This window comes from Ideonella azotifigens, assembly GCF_006519715.1.
Classification (GTDB): domain Bacteria; phylum Pseudomonadota; class Gammaproteobacteria; order Burkholderiales; family Burkholderiaceae_C; genus Ideonella; species Ideonella azotifigens.
On record NZ_VIDT01000001.1, the window covers coordinates 26656 to 42491 of the forward strand.

15 protein-coding genes and 1 pseudogene are annotated in these 15836 nt (G+C 65.0%); 14 read left to right on the top strand and 2 right to left on the bottom strand.

Annotated features, from left to right (window positions below; genetic code table 11):
• Positions 1–4: 4 nt before the first annotated feature.
• From FKP22_RS00155 to FKP22_RS00205, 11 genes are all read left to right on the top strand, one after another.
• Positions 5–1084 (top strand): TrbL/VirB6 family protein, encoded by a 1080-nt coding sequence (locus tag FKP22_RS00155; protein ID WP_141283993.1) that lies wholly within the window; start codon positions 5–7, stop codon positions 1082–1084.
• Between the two features lie 26 nt (positions 1085–1110).
• A complete protein-coding gene (locus FKP22_RS00160; protein ID WP_141283995.1) occupies positions 1111–1815 on the top strand; it encodes a TrbJ/VirB5 family protein in 705 nt (234 codons plus the stop codon).
• A gap of 66 nt (positions 1816–1881) precedes the next feature.
• Positions 1882–2667 (top strand): VirB8 family type IV secretion system protein, encoded by a 786-nt coding sequence (locus tag FKP22_RS00165; protein WP_141283997.1) that lies wholly within the window; start codon positions 1882–1884, stop codon positions 2665–2667.
• Entirely contained in the window at positions 2664–3575 is a 912-nt protein-coding gene (locus FKP22_RS00170; protein ID WP_141283999.1) for a TrbG/VirB9 family P-type conjugative transfer protein, read from the top strand. The genes FKP22_RS00165 and FKP22_RS00170 overlap by 4 nt, the downstream gene beginning before the upstream one ends.
• A gap of 4 nt (positions 3576–3579) precedes the next feature.
• Complete coding sequence (virB10, locus tag FKP22_RS00175; protein ID WP_141284001.1) at positions 3580–5043, top strand: type IV secretion system protein VirB10; 1464 nt, start codon at positions 3580–3582, stop codon at positions 5041–5043.
• Positions 5040–6125: a P-type DNA transfer ATPase VirB11 gene (gene virB11, locus FKP22_RS00180; protein ID WP_141284003.1), complete on the top strand. Its 1086-nt coding sequence runs from the start codon at positions 5040–5042 to the stop codon at positions 6123–6125. Before virB10 ends, virB11 begins: the two co-directional genes overlap by 4 nt.
• Positions 6122–8128, top strand: coding sequence for a type IV secretory system conjugative DNA transfer family protein (locus FKP22_RS00185; RefSeq protein WP_141284006.1), 2007 nt, complete (start codon positions 6122–6124; stop codon positions 8126–8128). Before virB11 ends, FKP22_RS00185 begins: the two co-directional genes overlap by 4 nt.
• Positions 8129–8227: 99 nt before the next feature.
• The gene (locus FKP22_RS00190; RefSeq protein ID WP_233446784.1) at positions 8228–8797 is read left to right on the top strand and encodes an OmpA family protein; all 570 of its coding nucleotides are present in this window, start codon (positions 8228–8230) and stop codon (positions 8795–8797) included.
• 32 nt (positions 8798–8829) lie between these two features.
• On the top strand, positions 8830–9972 hold the full coding sequence (locus tag FKP22_RS00195) for an LPD7 domain-containing protein (protein WP_141284010.1): 1143 nt from the start codon (positions 8830–8832) through the stop codon (positions 9970–9972).
• A 31-nt stretch (positions 9973–10003) separates the two neighbouring features.
• The gene (locus FKP22_RS00200; RefSeq protein WP_141284055.1) at positions 10004–11233 is read left to right on the top strand and encodes a DUF1173 family protein; all 1230 of its coding nucleotides are present in this window, start codon (positions 10004–10006) and stop codon (positions 11231–11233) included.
• A 548-nt stretch (positions 11234–11781) separates the two neighbouring features.
• Entirely contained in the window at positions 11782–12006 is a 225-nt protein-coding gene (locus FKP22_RS00205; protein WP_141284012.1) for a hypothetical protein, read from the top strand.
• Between the two features lie 24 nt (positions 12007–12030).
• Here FKP22_RS00205 and FKP22_RS00210 read toward each other — a convergent pair whose 3' ends face one another.
• Positions 12031–12333, bottom strand: a complete 303-nt coding sequence (locus FKP22_RS00210) for a hypothetical protein (protein WP_141284014.1) — start codon at positions 12331–12333, stop codon at positions 12031–12033.
• Positions 12334–12549: 216 nt separating this feature from the next.
• Here FKP22_RS00210 and FKP22_RS00215 point away from each other — a divergent pair.
• From FKP22_RS00215 to FKP22_RS00225, 3 genes and pseudogenes are all read left to right on the top strand, one after another.
• A pseudogene (locus FKP22_RS00215) lies at positions 12550–13514 on the top strand (IS5 family transposase).
• A 154-nt stretch (positions 13515–13668) separates the two neighbouring features.
• Positions 13669–14181: a hypothetical protein gene (locus FKP22_RS00220; protein ID WP_141284016.1), complete on the top strand. Its 513-nt coding sequence runs from the start codon at positions 13669–13671 to the stop codon at positions 14179–14181.
• 129 nt (positions 14182–14310) lie between these two features.
• Complete coding sequence (locus FKP22_RS00225) at positions 14311–14829, top strand: ATP-binding cassette domain-containing protein (RefSeq protein ID WP_141284018.1); 519 nt, start codon at positions 14311–14313, stop codon at positions 14827–14829.
• Positions 14830–14850: 21 nt separating this feature from the next.
• On the opposite strand, the gene FKP22_RS00230 is transcribed toward FKP22_RS00225, so the two are convergent.
• A complete protein-coding gene (locus FKP22_RS00230) occupies positions 14851–15825 on the bottom strand; it encodes a relaxase/mobilization nuclease domain-containing protein (protein ID WP_141284020.1) in 975 nt (324 codons plus the stop codon).
• Between the last annotated feature and the right edge of the window lie 11 nt (positions 15826–15836).

Below are 15836 nucleotides of genomic sequence, written 5' to 3' on the forward strand. Positions count from 1 at the left end.
TGCCATGTTTGCCTGGGTCGGTGCCAAGTTCGACGCCATCCTCAGCACCTACGTGCTCAGCGTGGTCTCGACCCTCATGACTGCCATCGCACCGGTCGCGCTGACAGCGATGACGTTATGGGTGGCCTTGTACGGCTGGGCCGTACTGCGAAACGAGGTCTCCGAGACCTTGCCCACCTTCATGTGGAAGGTCTTCAAGATTGGCTTGGTCCTCGCCTTCGCGCTCCAGTCCGGCTTCTACATCTCGAACGTGTCGGACAGCGCCAATGCCTTGGCAATGGGGGTTGCATCGACCTTCGTTCCGTCCGGCGTCGATCCGGCGACTGTCTCCACGCCCTATGCACTGCTCGACAAGTTCAACGACGATGCCAGCGCTCAGGTAGCAGACATCATGAAAGAGGCCGGTATGTTCCGCCTGGACCTGGTTCTGGCCGCCGCGATCTTTTCCATCGGCTCGGTCTGCTTCCTCTGCATTGGGCTCTTCGTGGTGACGTTGGCCAAGCTGTTCCTGACGTTCGTGATTGCGGTCGGGCCTCTGTTCATTCTCTGCCTTGCTTGGCGGCCCACCGCACGATTCTTCGACAGCTGGTTGTCGATGGTCCTCAACTCTGTGGTGCTCACCTGGTTCGCCTTCTTTGCCCTCGGCCTGAGCACGTACATGGGAGCTGCCATGTTCAAGGCGATCATTGACGGCGGGGGATTCCTGGGAGCCACGTTCAACGTCCTGGGCGAGGCCACGCGCTACTGCGTGCTGATGATCCTCATGGCCATCATCTGCTTCCAGGCGCCCAGCCTCGCCTCCGCACTGACAGGCGGCGCAGCAGTCCAGCAGGGCATGCAGATGATCCAGAACGCCCTGATGGTCTCGGGCCTGCGCTCCGCCGCTTCTGCAAGCATTGCAGGTGGTGCTGGTGCGGCCGGCGGTGTGGTTCGCGCCGGAGCTGGCCTACCCCATATGGCCGGCCAGGCCACGAATGCCGCTGCCGCGACCACCGGTCGCGCAGCGGGCATCGCGGTTCGCCAGGGCTACAGCGTGGTTCGTACCGCTGCCTACAAGCTCGCCGCGTTGCGCGGCCGAGCTTGATCGTCAACCTGCACAGGAGCCTTGTCATGCACACACGTCTCAAAGTCGCTGCTGCCGCCTGCGTCATCGCGAGCACGTTCGGCGCAAGCCATGCCCGCGCCCAGGGCATCCCGGTCATCGATGCCGCAAACCTGATGCAGACGGTCCAGCAGGTCCTCAACGACATCACCGAAATCAACAACCAGGTGCAGCAGATCACCCAGTTGCAGGGGCAGCTCGACAGCATCAACGGCATGCGCAATCTCGGCAACGTCTTCAACAACCCGATGCTGCAGAACTACGTGCCGGCCGAGGCCTATACCTACGTCAACGCCATCAACTCGTCGGGCTATGCCGGCCTGAGCGCCACGGCCAAGGCGCTGCGCGACGATGGCATGGTCTACAACTGCACAGACCTGAGCAGCGACGCCCGGACCAGCTGCCAGGCGTCACTGGCCCAGCCGTATCAGTACAAGGGCATGCTGCAAGACGCGATGAAGTCGGCCGCAGGGCGCCTGTCGCAGATCCAGTCGCTGATGGGCCAGATCAACGCAACCACGGATCAGAAGGCCGTGCAGGAGATCCAGGCCCGTGTCGGCGCAGAAAACGCCCTTCTCGCCCACGAGATGTCCCAGCTGCAGATGGTGCAGGGCATGGCCGACAGCGAGGAGCGCATCGCAAGGTCGCGAGAGCGCGAACGCCAGTACCAGATGCTCGTCCGAACCGGGAAGGTGTCCGACTACCTGCCCTGATGCCTGATCCCTGAACCACTGCGCCCTGCCCCCAAGGCCCGCGCGCAGTCCAACTGAGGTCCCACCATGAGTGCTGTCCTGACGCCAGGAATCGCCGCTGCATTGCCTGATCGCTCCCGCAGCACAGCGCACGACGGTGCCGAGGCCACCGCCGAGCAGGCTGTGATCGACGCCAACCGGGCGTGGGAGATCGACCGTGCGGTGATGCTCGAACGCTCCGAGCGCCGGGCCTGGCGGGTGGCCATCGCCGGCCTCACGCTGGGCTTCATCGGCATCGCAGCCGTCTTCGTCCAGGGCCCACTCCGCCGCGTGGTCGAGATCCCCATCGTCGTCGACCGTGTCACCGGCGAGGCCACGGTCCAGCAGCGGCTGGACGTCGAGACCATCCCGCCGATGGAGGCGCTCGACAAGCACAACCTCGCCACGTTCGTGCGCGCCAGGGAAGGCTACAGCTGGACCTTCCTGCAGCGCGACTTCGACCAAGTGGCCCGAATGGCGGTGCCAGCCGTGTTCGCCGACTACAACCGTCAGTTCGAGGGCGACGGAGCGCTGCAGAAGAGGATTGGCCCGGCCGAGGATTGGCGCATCAACGTCATCGGCGTGCGCCTGACCGCCTCCGCTCGAAGCGGCAGCAAGGGCCAGGCGACCGTCACCTACGACAAGGTCGTGCGCCTGACGGAGCGCAAGCTGCCTGAGGTCACCACGCGGCACGTGGCCAGCGTCAACTTCCAATACCAGCCCAGGGTGTTGGCCAAGGAGCGCGACCGAATCGAGAACCCGTTTGGCTTCGTCGTCACCGCGTATCGGTCCGATCCCGAGATCAACACGACCGCAGCGGAGAGCAAGCCATGAAAGCCTGCACCTGGCTGACAGTGATCACTGGACTGGCCATGTGCGGCCCGGCCCTGGCCGCTCCAGAGCCCGCAGACCCGCGCCTGCGCGAAGTGATCTACGACCCCGCCGCGGTGGTGACAGTGCCGGTCAAGCGTGGCGTCGTCACCCTGGTCGTTCTCGACGCCAACGAGTCGATTACCGAAGTAGCGGCAGGCCTCGGCGGCGACTGTGCAAAGGCCGAAGCCGCATGGTGCGTTGCTGCGCAAGCCGGCGGCCGGAACATCTTCGTCAAGGCCAAGAGTTCGGCCAGCGCGGCGAACAACCTGGCCGTTGTCACCGACCGTAGAACGCATGCCTTCCGCTTTGTCGTGCTGGCCGATGGCGACCCCAAGCCGCCGGTGTACCGGCTGGTGGTCAGGGCGCCGGCCCAGGTGATGCCTGTTGCTCGGCTCACGCAGCGCGAGACGGCGCCCCTGATCGCACTGCCAGCCGTGCCGCCGCCATTGCCGCCTGAACAAGTCGTCGCCGAACGGCTGCAGGCCAAGCCGCAGGTGATGAACACCCGATATTCGGTTGCCGAAGGCGACGGCTCGCAGGACATCGTGCCGACGCTGGTCTTCGACGATGGCCGTTTCACCTACCTGCGCTTTCCAGGCAATCGCGAGGTCCCGGCCGTGTTCCATGTCCTGGGCGATGGCAGCGAGACGCTGGTCAACGCACGCATGGAAGACGACCTGCTCGTGCTGGACCGCGTCAGCCGGCGGCTGATGCTGCGCGCGGGCGCGGCTGTCGTCGGCCTCTGGAACGAGGCCTTCGACCTGGATGGCAGACCGCCAGCTGATGGCACCACCGTGCCAGGCGTGCAGCGCGTGCTCAAGGACGACACCGGTGGCCACGCCGCTGCGGCCACCAGCACAGAGGAGTGACGCCATGAAGCGCGACGCCAACCCGAGCGACAACGGCGATCCTGAACTCGGCGCCGATGCCAGTGCGGATGCCGAAGCTGACGGCCACACGATCTCACCACTGCCCGGCGAGGCCGGCATTCCCAACGTCGCCGCCAGGCCGCGCGTGTCGATGTCGAAGAAGGGCTTGCTGGCCGTCGCGCTGCTGATGGGCTCACTTGTCGCCGTCGCAAGCTTGACGATCCAGCGCTTCACGGCCAGCGGCAAGAAGGCTGACGACGCAGCGGCAGCGCTGGTGAAGAACAAGCCAACGGCGGCCACCGTCGAGCCACGCCAGCTTGACATGTCTGCTGCACCAGCGGCGAGCGCGCCGCCGGCCACGGCGTCGCGCATCCCTGCCCTGACCCCGACGGCCGAAGAACTCGCCGAGCCCATCGGCGTCCGGCGGACAGGATCCGGTGACGCCGCGTCAGGCGGTCCGAAGATGGCGTCGCCACAGGACGCCCCTGTCCTGCTGGTCACATCCCGCCCGGGCGCACTCACCCGAAAGGCGGACGCAGCCGCGCCTCCTGCTCAAGACGGCGCGACTTCGCCCGATGCTGCTGGCCCGATCGATCCAATGGCAGCAACCTCGCGCAACTTGCAGGGCTACCAGCGCCAGCTCCAGGGCCTGCTCGACAACATGACCAAGTCCGCAGCACTGGCCGCCGGACAGGCCACCGGCCAGACGCCATCAGGAGCCCTTCTCGGCGGGCGGCCAATGGCTGGCACGTCACCCGTTGGTGGCGCCAATGCCGGGGCTGGCCTGTTCGGCGGCCAGCTGCAAGGCTCCGCAACGCCCAGAGTGGCCGCCTCGACGCTCGGCAACCGCAGCCTCACACTGCCCAAGGGCACCGCCTTCACCTGTGCGCTCAAGACCAAGGTGATCAGCGCCGCATCCGGCCTGGTCGGCTGCCAGGTGCAGCGCAACGTCTTCAGCGACGACGGGCGCGTGCTGTTGATCGAACGTGGCTCGCACATGGATGGCGAGTACCGCGTCGCATCCGTGAAACCCGGCACTGTGCGCATTCCTGTGCTGTGGACCCGCATCCGCACGCCGCTGGGCGTCACGGTCGACATCGACTCCCCCGGCACAGGTCAGCTGGGCGAGTCCGGCATTGATGGCTACGTCGACAACCGCTGGGGCGAGCGCATCGGCGCGGCCATGCTGCTGTCCTTGATCGACGACTCGGTCAATCTGGTCATCCAGAACCAGGCCAACGAAAGTGAGAGCAGCGGCCAGGCCAACACCGTCGTGCTGCCGTCCACCACGGCCAACACCAACAAGCTGGCCGAGAAGGTGCTGGACAGCACCATCAACATCCCGCCGCTGATCTACCAGAATCAAGGCGGCATCGTTGGCATCTACGTCGCTCGGGACGTGGACTTCTCGTCGGTGTACGCGCTGAGGCCCACCGCCAGCGAGCTGGCACGCGAGGTGGCGCCATGAACCCGCACACCTGTGAGCACGACACCCTGGGCGAAGGCTGGTGCGGTGACGCGACCTCGGTGGTCGAGTTCCTGCGCCCGTTGCGCGATCAGCTCGATGCACCCGGCGTGCTGGAAGTCTGCATCAACCGGCCGGGCGAGCTGATGGTCGAGACGGTGCGTGGTTGGCAGACCGTGCCTGCGCCGGAGATGACGCAGGAGCGCTGCCTGTCGCTGGCCACAGCCGTGGCCACCTTCTGCGACCAGCAGGTCAACCAGGAGCGGCCGCTGCTGTCGGCCACGCTGCCCAGCGGCGAACGCATCCAGTTTGTGATCCCGCCGGCGGTGCCGCGCGGCACGGTGTCGGTCACGGTGCGCAAGCCGTCGCAACTGATCAAGCGGCTGGACGACTTCGAGCGCGAAGGCCTGTTCGAGCGCACAGCCACAGTGGCGCGCACGGCGAACGCCGAACTGCAGCCTTTCGAGCGCGAACTGGTGGCGCTGAAAGACGCCGGCCGCTGCGCCGAATTCCTGCGGCTGGCGGTGCGTACCCACCAGACGATCGTCGTCAGCGGCAAGACCGGCTCGGGCAAGACCACCTTCATGAAGGGCCTGGTCGAGGAAGTACCCAGGCATGAGCGGCTGATCACGATCCAGGACACCGCCGAGCTGACGCTGCCCAACCACCCGAACGTGGTGCACCTCTTCTACAGCAAGGACGCACAGGGAACGGCCCGCGTGACGGCCAAGTCGCTGCTGGAGGCCTGCCTGCGCATGAAGCCGGACCGCATCTTCCTGGCCGAGGTACGCGGCGACGAGTGCTTCCACTTCGTGCGCCTCGCAGCCTCTGGCCACCCAGGCAGCATCACCAGCGTGCATGCCGGCAGCTGCGCGCTGGCCTTTGAGCAGATGTCACTGATGATCCGCGAGACCGGCGCTGGCGGCGGACTGCGCTTGAATGAGATCAAGTGGCTGCTGAACGTCGTGGTCGACGTGGTCGTGCAGTTCGATCGCGACGAGCGCGGCCGCTTCATCTCCGAGATCCTCTATGAGCCCCGCGGCCAGCGGCTCAGCCGAGGGGATGCACAGGTGGCACCAGCATGAGCAGCGTCACTGCCTTGCCGTTTTCTGCATGGTCGAAGGGACGCAAGGTCGCTGCCTGCGGCTTTGCAGTCATGGGCTACGTCGTGTTGGCCTGTGCGGCGTTCTACGTGGCAGGGGCCCTGTTCCTGGTGCTGAACAAGGCCAACCCGCGTCAGGCGCACTTCGCCAGCATCGTGCACTACTGGGCCCTGTATGCGGACGATGCTCAACTCCGCAAGAAGCTGCAGCTCTCAATTGGCGCCTCGGGGTTCGGCCTGCTGATCCTGCTGCCTGCGGGCCTTGTCGCCGCAGCACGGCCGCGTCGCGCGCTGCATGGCGATGCCCGCTTCGCCAGCCCCGCCGAGGTAGACCGCGCTGGATTGACCCGCAGCGACAGCGACGGTCAGCCCGGCATCCTCATCGGCCGGCACCGCGGCAAATTCCTGTCGCTGCCCGGCCAGCTGTCGGTGATGTTGTCTGCCCCCACTCGCAGCGGCAAGGGCGTGGGTGTCGTGATCCCCAACCTGCTGAACTGGCCCGACTCGGTCGTGGTGCTGGACATCAAGGGCGAGAACTACGACATCACAGCGGGCTACCGCGCCACGCATGGCCAGGCTGTCTTTGCCTTCTCGCCCTTCGACGAGGACGCGCGCAGCCACCGCTGGAACCCGCTGACCGCCGTGCGCTCCAGCCTGCTGCACCGCGTGGGGGACATGCTCACCATTGGCCAGGTCTTCTTCCCCAACGATGGCGGCGGCACTTCATCGGAAGCCTTCTTCAACGACCAGGCACGCAACCTGTTCCTGGGCCTGGGCCTTGTGCTCTTGGAGACGCCCGCACTGCCACGCACCATCGGCGAGATGCTGCGCCAATCCTCAGGCAAGGGCCGCTCGCTCAAGGATCATTTGAGCGGCCTGCTCACAGCACGTAGGAACGAAGGCGCCCCCTTCTCCGACGAGTGTGCGGACGCCCTGCAGCGCCTGTTGTCAAACTCCGAGAACACGCTGTCCAGCGTGGTGGCCACCTTCAACGCGCCGCTGACCATCTTTGCGGATGCCGTGGTGGATGCGGCCACGAGCGCCGACGACTTCCGGCTCCAGGACGTGCGCCGTCGTCGCATGTCGGTCTATGTGCGCATCCCGCCGAACCGGCTGGCCAACGCCCGGCCGCTGCTGAACCTGTTTTTCTCGCAGCTCGTCAACCTGAACACCCAGCACCTGCCCGAGCAGGACCCGACGCTGACAGTGCAGTGCCTTCTGGTCAATGACGAGTTCACAGCCATGGGCCGCGTTGGCGTCATCACCAGCTCAGCGGCCTTCCTTGCCGGCTACAACCTGCGGCTGCTGACCGTGGTGCAGGCCATGTCCCAGCTGGACGCCGTCTATGGCGACAAGGAAGCCCGCACCTTCGCCACCAACCACGGCTTGCAGATCCTCTTCGCGCCGCGCGAACAGCGCGATGCCGACGAATACAGCGCCATGCTGGGACAGTTCACCGAGCGCGCCACCTCACGCGGGCGCAGCCGGTCCATCGGCGGCCATGGGCACAGCAGCGTGAGCCGCAACGAAAGCGAGCAGCGCCGAGCCTTGTTGCTGCCACAAGAATTCAAGGAGCTGGGCAGCGAACGGCTGGTGGTGATCTTTGAGAACTGCAAGCCGATCCTCGCCGAGAAGATTCGCTACCACCGCGACAACGCCTTCACCTCACGCTTGCTGTCCCCGCCGGGCGTGCCGCGCATGAACATGGACCTGCACCTCGCACGCGTGCAGGAGCGTTGGCGCTACGCCGACGACGAACTGGCGTCCGGTGAGAGCCTGGACGTCGAGCAACTCGTCTGCGACATGAGCCGTTTGCCTGAGCTGCCCGACGGGCAGCCAGGCGAAGTGGCCGAGGCCGTGCTGGACTTCGTCGTCGGCCCCAGGGCGGGCCAGGCCGCAAGCGGTGGCTTGATCGAGGCCGCTGCAGACGAAGACGGCGTGCTCATCGACGACCCATGCATCTTCGAGCGCGCAGACATCATTTGAGCCGGGAGCACCGTCATGCGAACAAGCATCACCCTCACGCCCTTCGTTCCCTGGCTGCTGCTGTTGGCATCCTGCAGTTCGCCGCCGCAGCCGCCGACGGTGGACGAATCGCAGAAGCGGCCGGTCAACGCGAAGACGACCGTCGAGCTGCAGGTCTGCAAGAACGACCTGCAGAACACTCGTCTGATGGCCACCGAGTCCGGACGCTTGGCGGAGACAACTGCCGCCACGCTGGCGAACATGGCGGCGCGTCAGCAGATCCTTGCCGCCATGCAGGCGTCGTCGGGTCAGCAGCGCCAGGCAAACACCATCTTCACCGTTCGATTCGAGTTCGGCAGCACGCGCGTTGCCATTCCGGCCGATGTCACGTCAGCCCTGGTCGAGGAGGCCAAGGCATCGCCACTGGTGCTGCTGCGTGGGCGCACGGACGGCACCAGCGATGCGCCGGCCGAGAGCCGCATCGCCAGGGACAGGGCGGCCGCAGTCCGCGACTACCTGGTGGCCGCCGGAGTGGAACCCGGGCGAATTCGTACCACCTACCAGCCGACCGGTGACCCCGTGGCCGACAACGCCAGCGCCGGCGGCCGTGCCCTGAACCGCCGCGTCGAGATCGAGCTGTACAGCGCACTGCCGGTCGCACTGAGCGCGACCGCTGTCGCCCAGCCCTGATCCTCCATCCAACCTACGATTGCGAGGTCGCCATGGATGCAGACAACTCATCAGTCGGCTCGGACACTCCGGCCCAGGGCGGCACTGTCGAACCTGCCAGCCGCGCGTCCGCGGCCATCTCCCGCACCCAGGCGTCGAACAGCAAGCCTGCGGAGCGCTTCGAACTGCGCGACCCCTTCGCGGAGGTCACCTACCGGGCGAACAGCCTCCCGGAGATGGTGGCCAAGGCCGATCAACTGGGCATCACCCGTTTCGTCGCGGTGGCTGAGGACGGCAAGCGAACGGCGATCCAGAAAGTCGATGGTGGGTGGCGGCGCGGTCAGCAGCACCCGGCGCAGCCCGAGCGCCCCCTGGACCCATTGCCGGCGCGAGATGAGGTGCCCGGCGCTGCAAACGCGGCCCCCATGCCCGGCGCCGCCAGGGTCCAACCAAAACCTGAGCGGGGCACCGTCAAGACGACCGCAAGGATGGAAGGCCAAGCCGAACGCGCTGTGCTCGTCGCCCGCCTCGAAGCCGCGCTGATGGAGCGCTACGTCATCAAGCGCGCCCCGGTGAGCGTCGGCGATGTGTCCATCGGCCGCACCGAATACCGCTTCCGCGGCGACAGCTCCCGCGTGGCGTTCACCGAATCACCGTTCCGGCTGGCCACGGAGACCAACAGTCCGTCGGTTGCGCGCTCGATGGTCGATGTGGCCGAGGCCCGCAACTGGAAGGCGCTGCGCGTCTCGGGCAACGAAGACTTCAAGCGACTGGTCTGGCTGGAAGCGTCGGTGCGTGGCGTGAAGGCCCTGGGCTACGAGCCGAACCCGGGTGACCTGGAGGTGCTCAAGCGCGAGCGCGAGGCGCGCCTGGTCAATCGCATCGAGCCCGCCCGAGAGGCCAGCAGCGGCGCCGCAGCGGCCTCCGCCGAGAAGCCCTCCGCAAGGGGCAGTGGCGGCCGCAAGGCCGTACTGGCTGCCGTCGAAGCGGTGCTGGTCGCCAAGAATGTGCCTGAGAAGCAGCGTGCAGCCGTGATGGCGGCTGCGACCGAAAAGCTGGCCCAGCGAATTCGCAACGGGGAGGCGCCCAAGGTCAAGGTCTATGACAAGTCGGCGCCTTCGCAGCGAACGCCTGTCGTGCCAACACCCGAGTTGCAGCGCTCGCGCGAGCGCGCCGCACCGGCGCCTGCACGGTGAGACCACGCCAGTGAAAACTTCCGCCGGAGACATGGAGGCGCTGACTGCGGCCTACGAGGTCGGCGGGCGACGGTTTGAAATCGGATCACCCGGCCTGGTGGCGGCCATTGCCGAGGCGTACGCAGCCCGCCTGCGACCTCGCTGCATGTGCTTCGCGGAAGGCGTCGAGATGTACGTCGCCCGGGTGGCCAATGGCCACATCGTCAAGCGCATGCCGGGCACGGGCAGCCGCCATGCGCCCAACTGCCCGTCGTACGAACTCCCAGCGGAGTTCTACGAGTTGAACCAAACGCTGGGTTCTGCGATTACCGAAGACCTGAGCACCGGCAACATCACACTGAAGCTCGACTTCTCGTTGTCCAAGCTCGACAGGCGTCCGGCAACCTCGGCCCCCTGCCGAGTCAACGGCGGCTCGGTGAGCCGCGACGCTAGGCTGTCGATGCGCTCCCTGCTGCACTACCTGTGGGACCAGGCCGAGCTCACGCACTGGCATCCCGGTTTCGAAGGCAAGCGCTCATGGGCCACCGTTCGGCGCCATCTGCTGCGGGCTGCAGAAGGTAAATTTGCTCGCCACGCTGAGCTTCTTGGTCGGCTCTACGTGCCGGAGGTGTTTTGTGTCCCGCGGCGCGATGAGATCAACGCACGCCGCATTGCGCGGTGTGCCCGCATTTCAGCTGCGCAAGGCAGGGCACAACACCTGATGCTGTTGATCGCGGAGCTCAAGGAGATCGTGCCGACACGCTTCGGCGCCAGGGCCACGGTGAAGCATCTGCCGGACCTCGCCTTTGCTCTCGACGAACGGCTCTACCGACGGCTGTGCCGACGCTTTGAGCCGGAGCTTTCGATGTGGGGCTCGGCGCCGGACCTGCACATGGTGATCATCGCGACCTTCGGGGTCAGCACCCTCGGCGTGCCAACAATCTCGGAGCTGTCACTGATGCCCGTGAACCGGCAATGGCTGCCGGTGCAAGACACTTTCGAGTGCCTGCTGTTGGACACCCTTGCCCGTGAGAACCGGCACTTCATAAAGGTGCTTCGATACGACATGCCTCTCGAAGTGCTACTGCCCGCCGCCGCGCTGACTGATATTGAGCAGTCACCGCTTGCCTTGTACCTCTGGCGCAGCCTTGACGTGGATCAGTCGGCAGTCAACCCCACCCTCGATCACACCGATCCATTGGGCACGACCTCAGCGTGGGTTTGGCGCGATCTCGGCGCCGAAATGCCGCCGCTTCCGCGGCCGACCATGCAAGGCAGTTAGGCAGCGTTCAGCCGCCAAGGCAGGTCCTCGTCCTGCATAGGATCCATCGGGGTGGTTTCTAGAAGCCGCCCCTTGATCGTTTGACCGTGCGAGGCTGCGGCAAGATGCCGAGATGATCACGCCGCGCACTATAGCCTTCGAGCATATTTCCCGAAGAGGTTCCCGACGACTTGTTCCTGCAGCGCCATCGCAAGGCCAGGCTTGAAGGCTACCTTCAGACCCTCAAGGCAATGGACGCGCTGATCGACTTCTCGGCGATGGCGGTGGCCGTGGATTCGGCTTGACCCCGCGCAGACCGAAGCAAGAAGACTGCCCGCCGTACCCACCAAGGTGCTGATGCGCATGGCGTTCCTGCAGGGGCTGGTACAACCTCTCGGATGAGCAGTGCGGGCAACCAGGTGCTAGACCATTGAGCTTCCCGCGCTTTTGCCGGCGCGACTGGGCACTGCACGTCCCCGATGCCTGCACGCTATGGACTCTCCGGCAGCGACTGGCGCCGGGTGGGCCAGTCGCTCAACGAAGGCAAGGCGCTCGAAGGCTGAAGCGCAATGCGCCTGGCCCACACCGATCGCAACGCCCTCTTGGCAAAGAAGCTCGGCAAGGTTTTATACGGCTACAAGCTCATTCGCGAGATGCAAGTCACCCCGCGCCGACAATGGGCAGCAACTGCCGCACCTGCAGCGGGCCTTGCAGACGCACCCGTGCTTTTGTCCAACCACACCAGCTCGCGCCCGCGTGCTTCTTTTATTAATGGGCCGCGCACTGCAACATGATGGCCAACGCGTTGCATGCCAGGGTCATGGCTCGGACGCATCGCCGCCTTGCTGCCGCAGGGCCGCGAAGTCATGCTTTACCCGAGCTCTGATCTTGTTGATGGGCTGGTTGCGCCGGTTCAGTCTCGTCTCGGCTGTCTGTCCGGGCTTGGCTCGGCGGGCAATGTCGTCTTGCAGCCCGCGGGCCTGCAGCACCAGCCGGTTGGCCTGGTTGTCGTAGCCACGGTCGGCCAGCAACCGTTTGCGCCCATTGGCCGGCTGCGTGAGAGTTGAAATGCCGTCACTGAGCGCCGCGACGAGCACAAACGCCGGTTCGGCGGTGACCAACCGGCACGCTCGGCCGCGCGCAGTCCTACTCACGCGGCTTTTACAGCTGTGCGAGGGGATTTGGGAAGCACCCTCAACGTCCACAGAATCGATGAGGTCCACGGAAGTGCACGGGCTGCAGCCATCCGTGAGCTGGCAATATAAGGCAACGCTGAACAAGGTCGAATTTGGCGCGGGGTTTGCATGTGTCGAGACAGCACAGACGAGCAGGTGAAGATGAAGCAGCAGACCCTCGCGATGGCAGCCGATCAAGGCCAAGGATTCGAGCAGCACCGAAAGCCGACCTGGCGCGATATCTTCCTGGCGACCATGGAGGAGATCGTGCCTTGGTCGGCGCTGTGCGAGGTCATTGAGCCTCACTATCCCAAGGCTGGCAACGGCCGCCCGCCGGTCGGGCTGGAACGCATGCTGAGGATGTACTTCGTGCAGCACTGGTTCTACCTGGCAGACGAAGCCTGCGAGGAGGCGCTGCTGGACAGCACGGCGCTGCGGCGCTTCGTGGGCATCGACCTCGGGCGTGAACGCGTGCCCGACGGCACCACGCTGCTGAAGTTCCGCCGCCTGCTGGAGACGCACAAGCTGGGCGAAGCGCTGTTTGCCAAGGTGAGAGAAGTCCTGCAAACGCGAGGCTTGAAGGTGGGCACGGGCACCATCGTGGATGCCACCATCATCGGAGCGCCCAGTTCGACCAAGAACGCCGACAAGAAGCGCGACCCGGACATGCACCAGACGCGCAAGGGCCAGCAGTGGTACAACGGCCAAGAAGATGCACATTGGCGTGGACAGCCGCACCGGGCTTGCACACAGCGCCGTGGTGACGGCAGCCAACGTGCACGACAAACATCCGCTGCCCAATCTGCTGCACGGCAACGAACAGCGTGTGTATGGCGACAGCGCCTATGCCAGCCAGAAGGCGCTGATCCAGACCAAGGCCCCGAAGGCCAAGGACTTCACCAACCAGCGCGTGCGCAAGGCCGGCGAAAATCGATGAGGTCGAGCGCTCGAAGAACCGCAGCAAATCCAAGGTCCGCGCCCATGTGGAACACGTCTTTGCCGTGGTCAAGCGGCTGTGGGGCTTTGCCAAGGTGCGCTACCGAGAGCTTGCCAAGAACGCCACACGCGCCTTCGTAGTCCTGGGTCTGGCCAACATCTACTTGGCGCGGCAGCGTCTGGTGGCATGAGCGCGTCCGCAGTGGGCGCCATGGGCCCCTGAGGACCCCGAGCGGAGCCTCAGGCGTCCTCAAAGCGTGATTCGCCGGCCTCATCTCGCAAGCCGAAATCGGCGGGCGGAGCTTGTTGAAATTCATGGCTTGTTCAGCGTAACCTTCATGTTCGATGACGCCGGCCAGTTGGGTATTTCGCCGCTCAAGATGCGAGACGCATGAGTACAACGGCAAGGTTATCCCGTCGGGCTTCTTTCTTCAGCCAGGCGCCGAAAACATCAGCGCGGTGCTATTTTCCGCGTCCGGCACGATTTCCAAGTTCAACCGCATGGGAAAGCTGGCGGGGTTCGGCTTGCCCAACCAGACGATCAGAAGGTTCGGTGTGCGCCATGACCATGACCCGAACGCGGTGCTACCCAAGGGTTTCATGCACGTCGTGGAACAGGGCTCCGTCACCGAGTCGTGGGCAGAGGGGCTGTCGATGTTCCACAACCCTTCCGCCACACACCCAGTCGACCCAGACATGTTCCCAGGCATCGCCCACTACTCACTGGTTGGCGGTCAGGTTCGAAGCATCCTTCCGGAATTTCACCCGTACAGCTCCTTCACCTTGAACATCATGATGAGGGACGACGATGCGCTTGCGGCTGACACGCAGTTCACGCAGAGGCTGGCCCCGAAATGAACCGGCCAGCCACCGTAGGTGAGGGTTTTCGCCGGAGGAGCAAAGGGCAGTCGCCCCCTCAGCACCACGCTAAACGGATATATTTTTGAAAACCAGGGTTTGACATCCAGTCACGCCAGGGAGAGAGCATTGGACGAATCAGTTGCAGAGGCTCCGGCGCTTCCAAACATCGCGCTTCCGGTCTTCAAGTCACTGAAGATCGCGGGCTACGAGCTGTTCCCAGGCGTTGGCAGGACTGGGATCGACAGGCCCATCCTGCCTGGCATCACGGTAATCGCGGGCATCAACGGCCTCGGCAAGACCACGCTGCTCAACGTGATGCTGCGGCTGTTGGTCGGACCGTTCAATCCTCAGAAGGTCAATCCGTTCGAGGTCGGCGCCAAGTCGCACGATCTGGTCGGGTGGAAACATGCCCGACGCTTCTTCAGGTCGCGGGTGAGCGATGGCGCGGTACACGCAACTGCACGCGCGGAGATCTCGTTCGGAACGCACCATCTGACGGTCGAGCGCGCACTCAAGGATCTTTCGATCAAGCACCTCGAATACGACGGTGCCGACCTTGATCCGACCGAGGCTGAATATGGGCGGGCCGTCGTGGAGGCCAATCGATACAGCGCATTGGGTGTGCGTTCACTTCGTTCGTATTGACAGGACGATTTTAGCGGCGGCTCATCTCTGATGCACTTGCTTTTCTGGCTTGGGCCGATCGAAGTCTTTAGGAGCGGCACGTCCCTGCCCTGGTTGCTTCCTCCCGCTCATCTCCTCCACATACTTGGCGATCGACACCGCCAAACCTCGATCAGATCTGTCGTCTGACGCAGCCAGCGCTCGCGAAATCTCCACCCACGCACCGATCACCGTCTCACGGCGGACCATCGCCTTGGCACCATCATTCTCGGTCGGCCGGTTCATGCGCAACCTCCCTTCTTCCTTCGCCTTGATGCGCCAGAGCGGGTCATAGCTGCGCGCCTGTCCGCGGGTTGCCTGCCTCGTGGCCTCGGCGTCAATGCCATGGCCTCGCAGCTTCTCCGCAAACGTCTCCCGCCAGCGATGCAGGTCGGCCTTTCGCGGATTCAGCCGCTTGCCTTGCCTGGACTCGGCCCGCACGCTGATGTGAACGTGGGGATTGGCCTGGTGGTCGTGCAGCACCATCACGTACTTGTGATCCGCCAGCTCGTCCTGCGCAAACTCTCGCGCTGCGCGCTGGACGGTCAGCGGGTCGGTGCCGCGGGGCATCGACAGCATGATGTTGAAGGCCTCGCGCCGGTGTCCGGGCTCGGCGTCATCGGGAATCAGAGAACCACCAAAGCGCCACTCGTCAGCCAGATCCCGCAAGGTGTCATTGCCTCGCATCGTCTCGCCTCGTTGATCCTCGATCTCCAGCCGGCCGTTCTTGCTGATATATCGGAAGTGCGCAACGATCGCCCGCATGCCACGTCCGCCGCCAGTGACCTTGACCATCACCTGCGGCGCTCGACGAACTACCGTCGCCTCGATGCGCCTTCGGATGGCCGCAGCACGTGAACGAGCAGCGTCGCCAGTCAGCCTTGGCTGCGGCTTTGCGCCGACCATCCGGTTGCCGGGATAGAACAGCCGGTCACCCCAGGTGATCAACACACCATCGATGTTGTGACGTTGCGCCACGACGAGGTCCT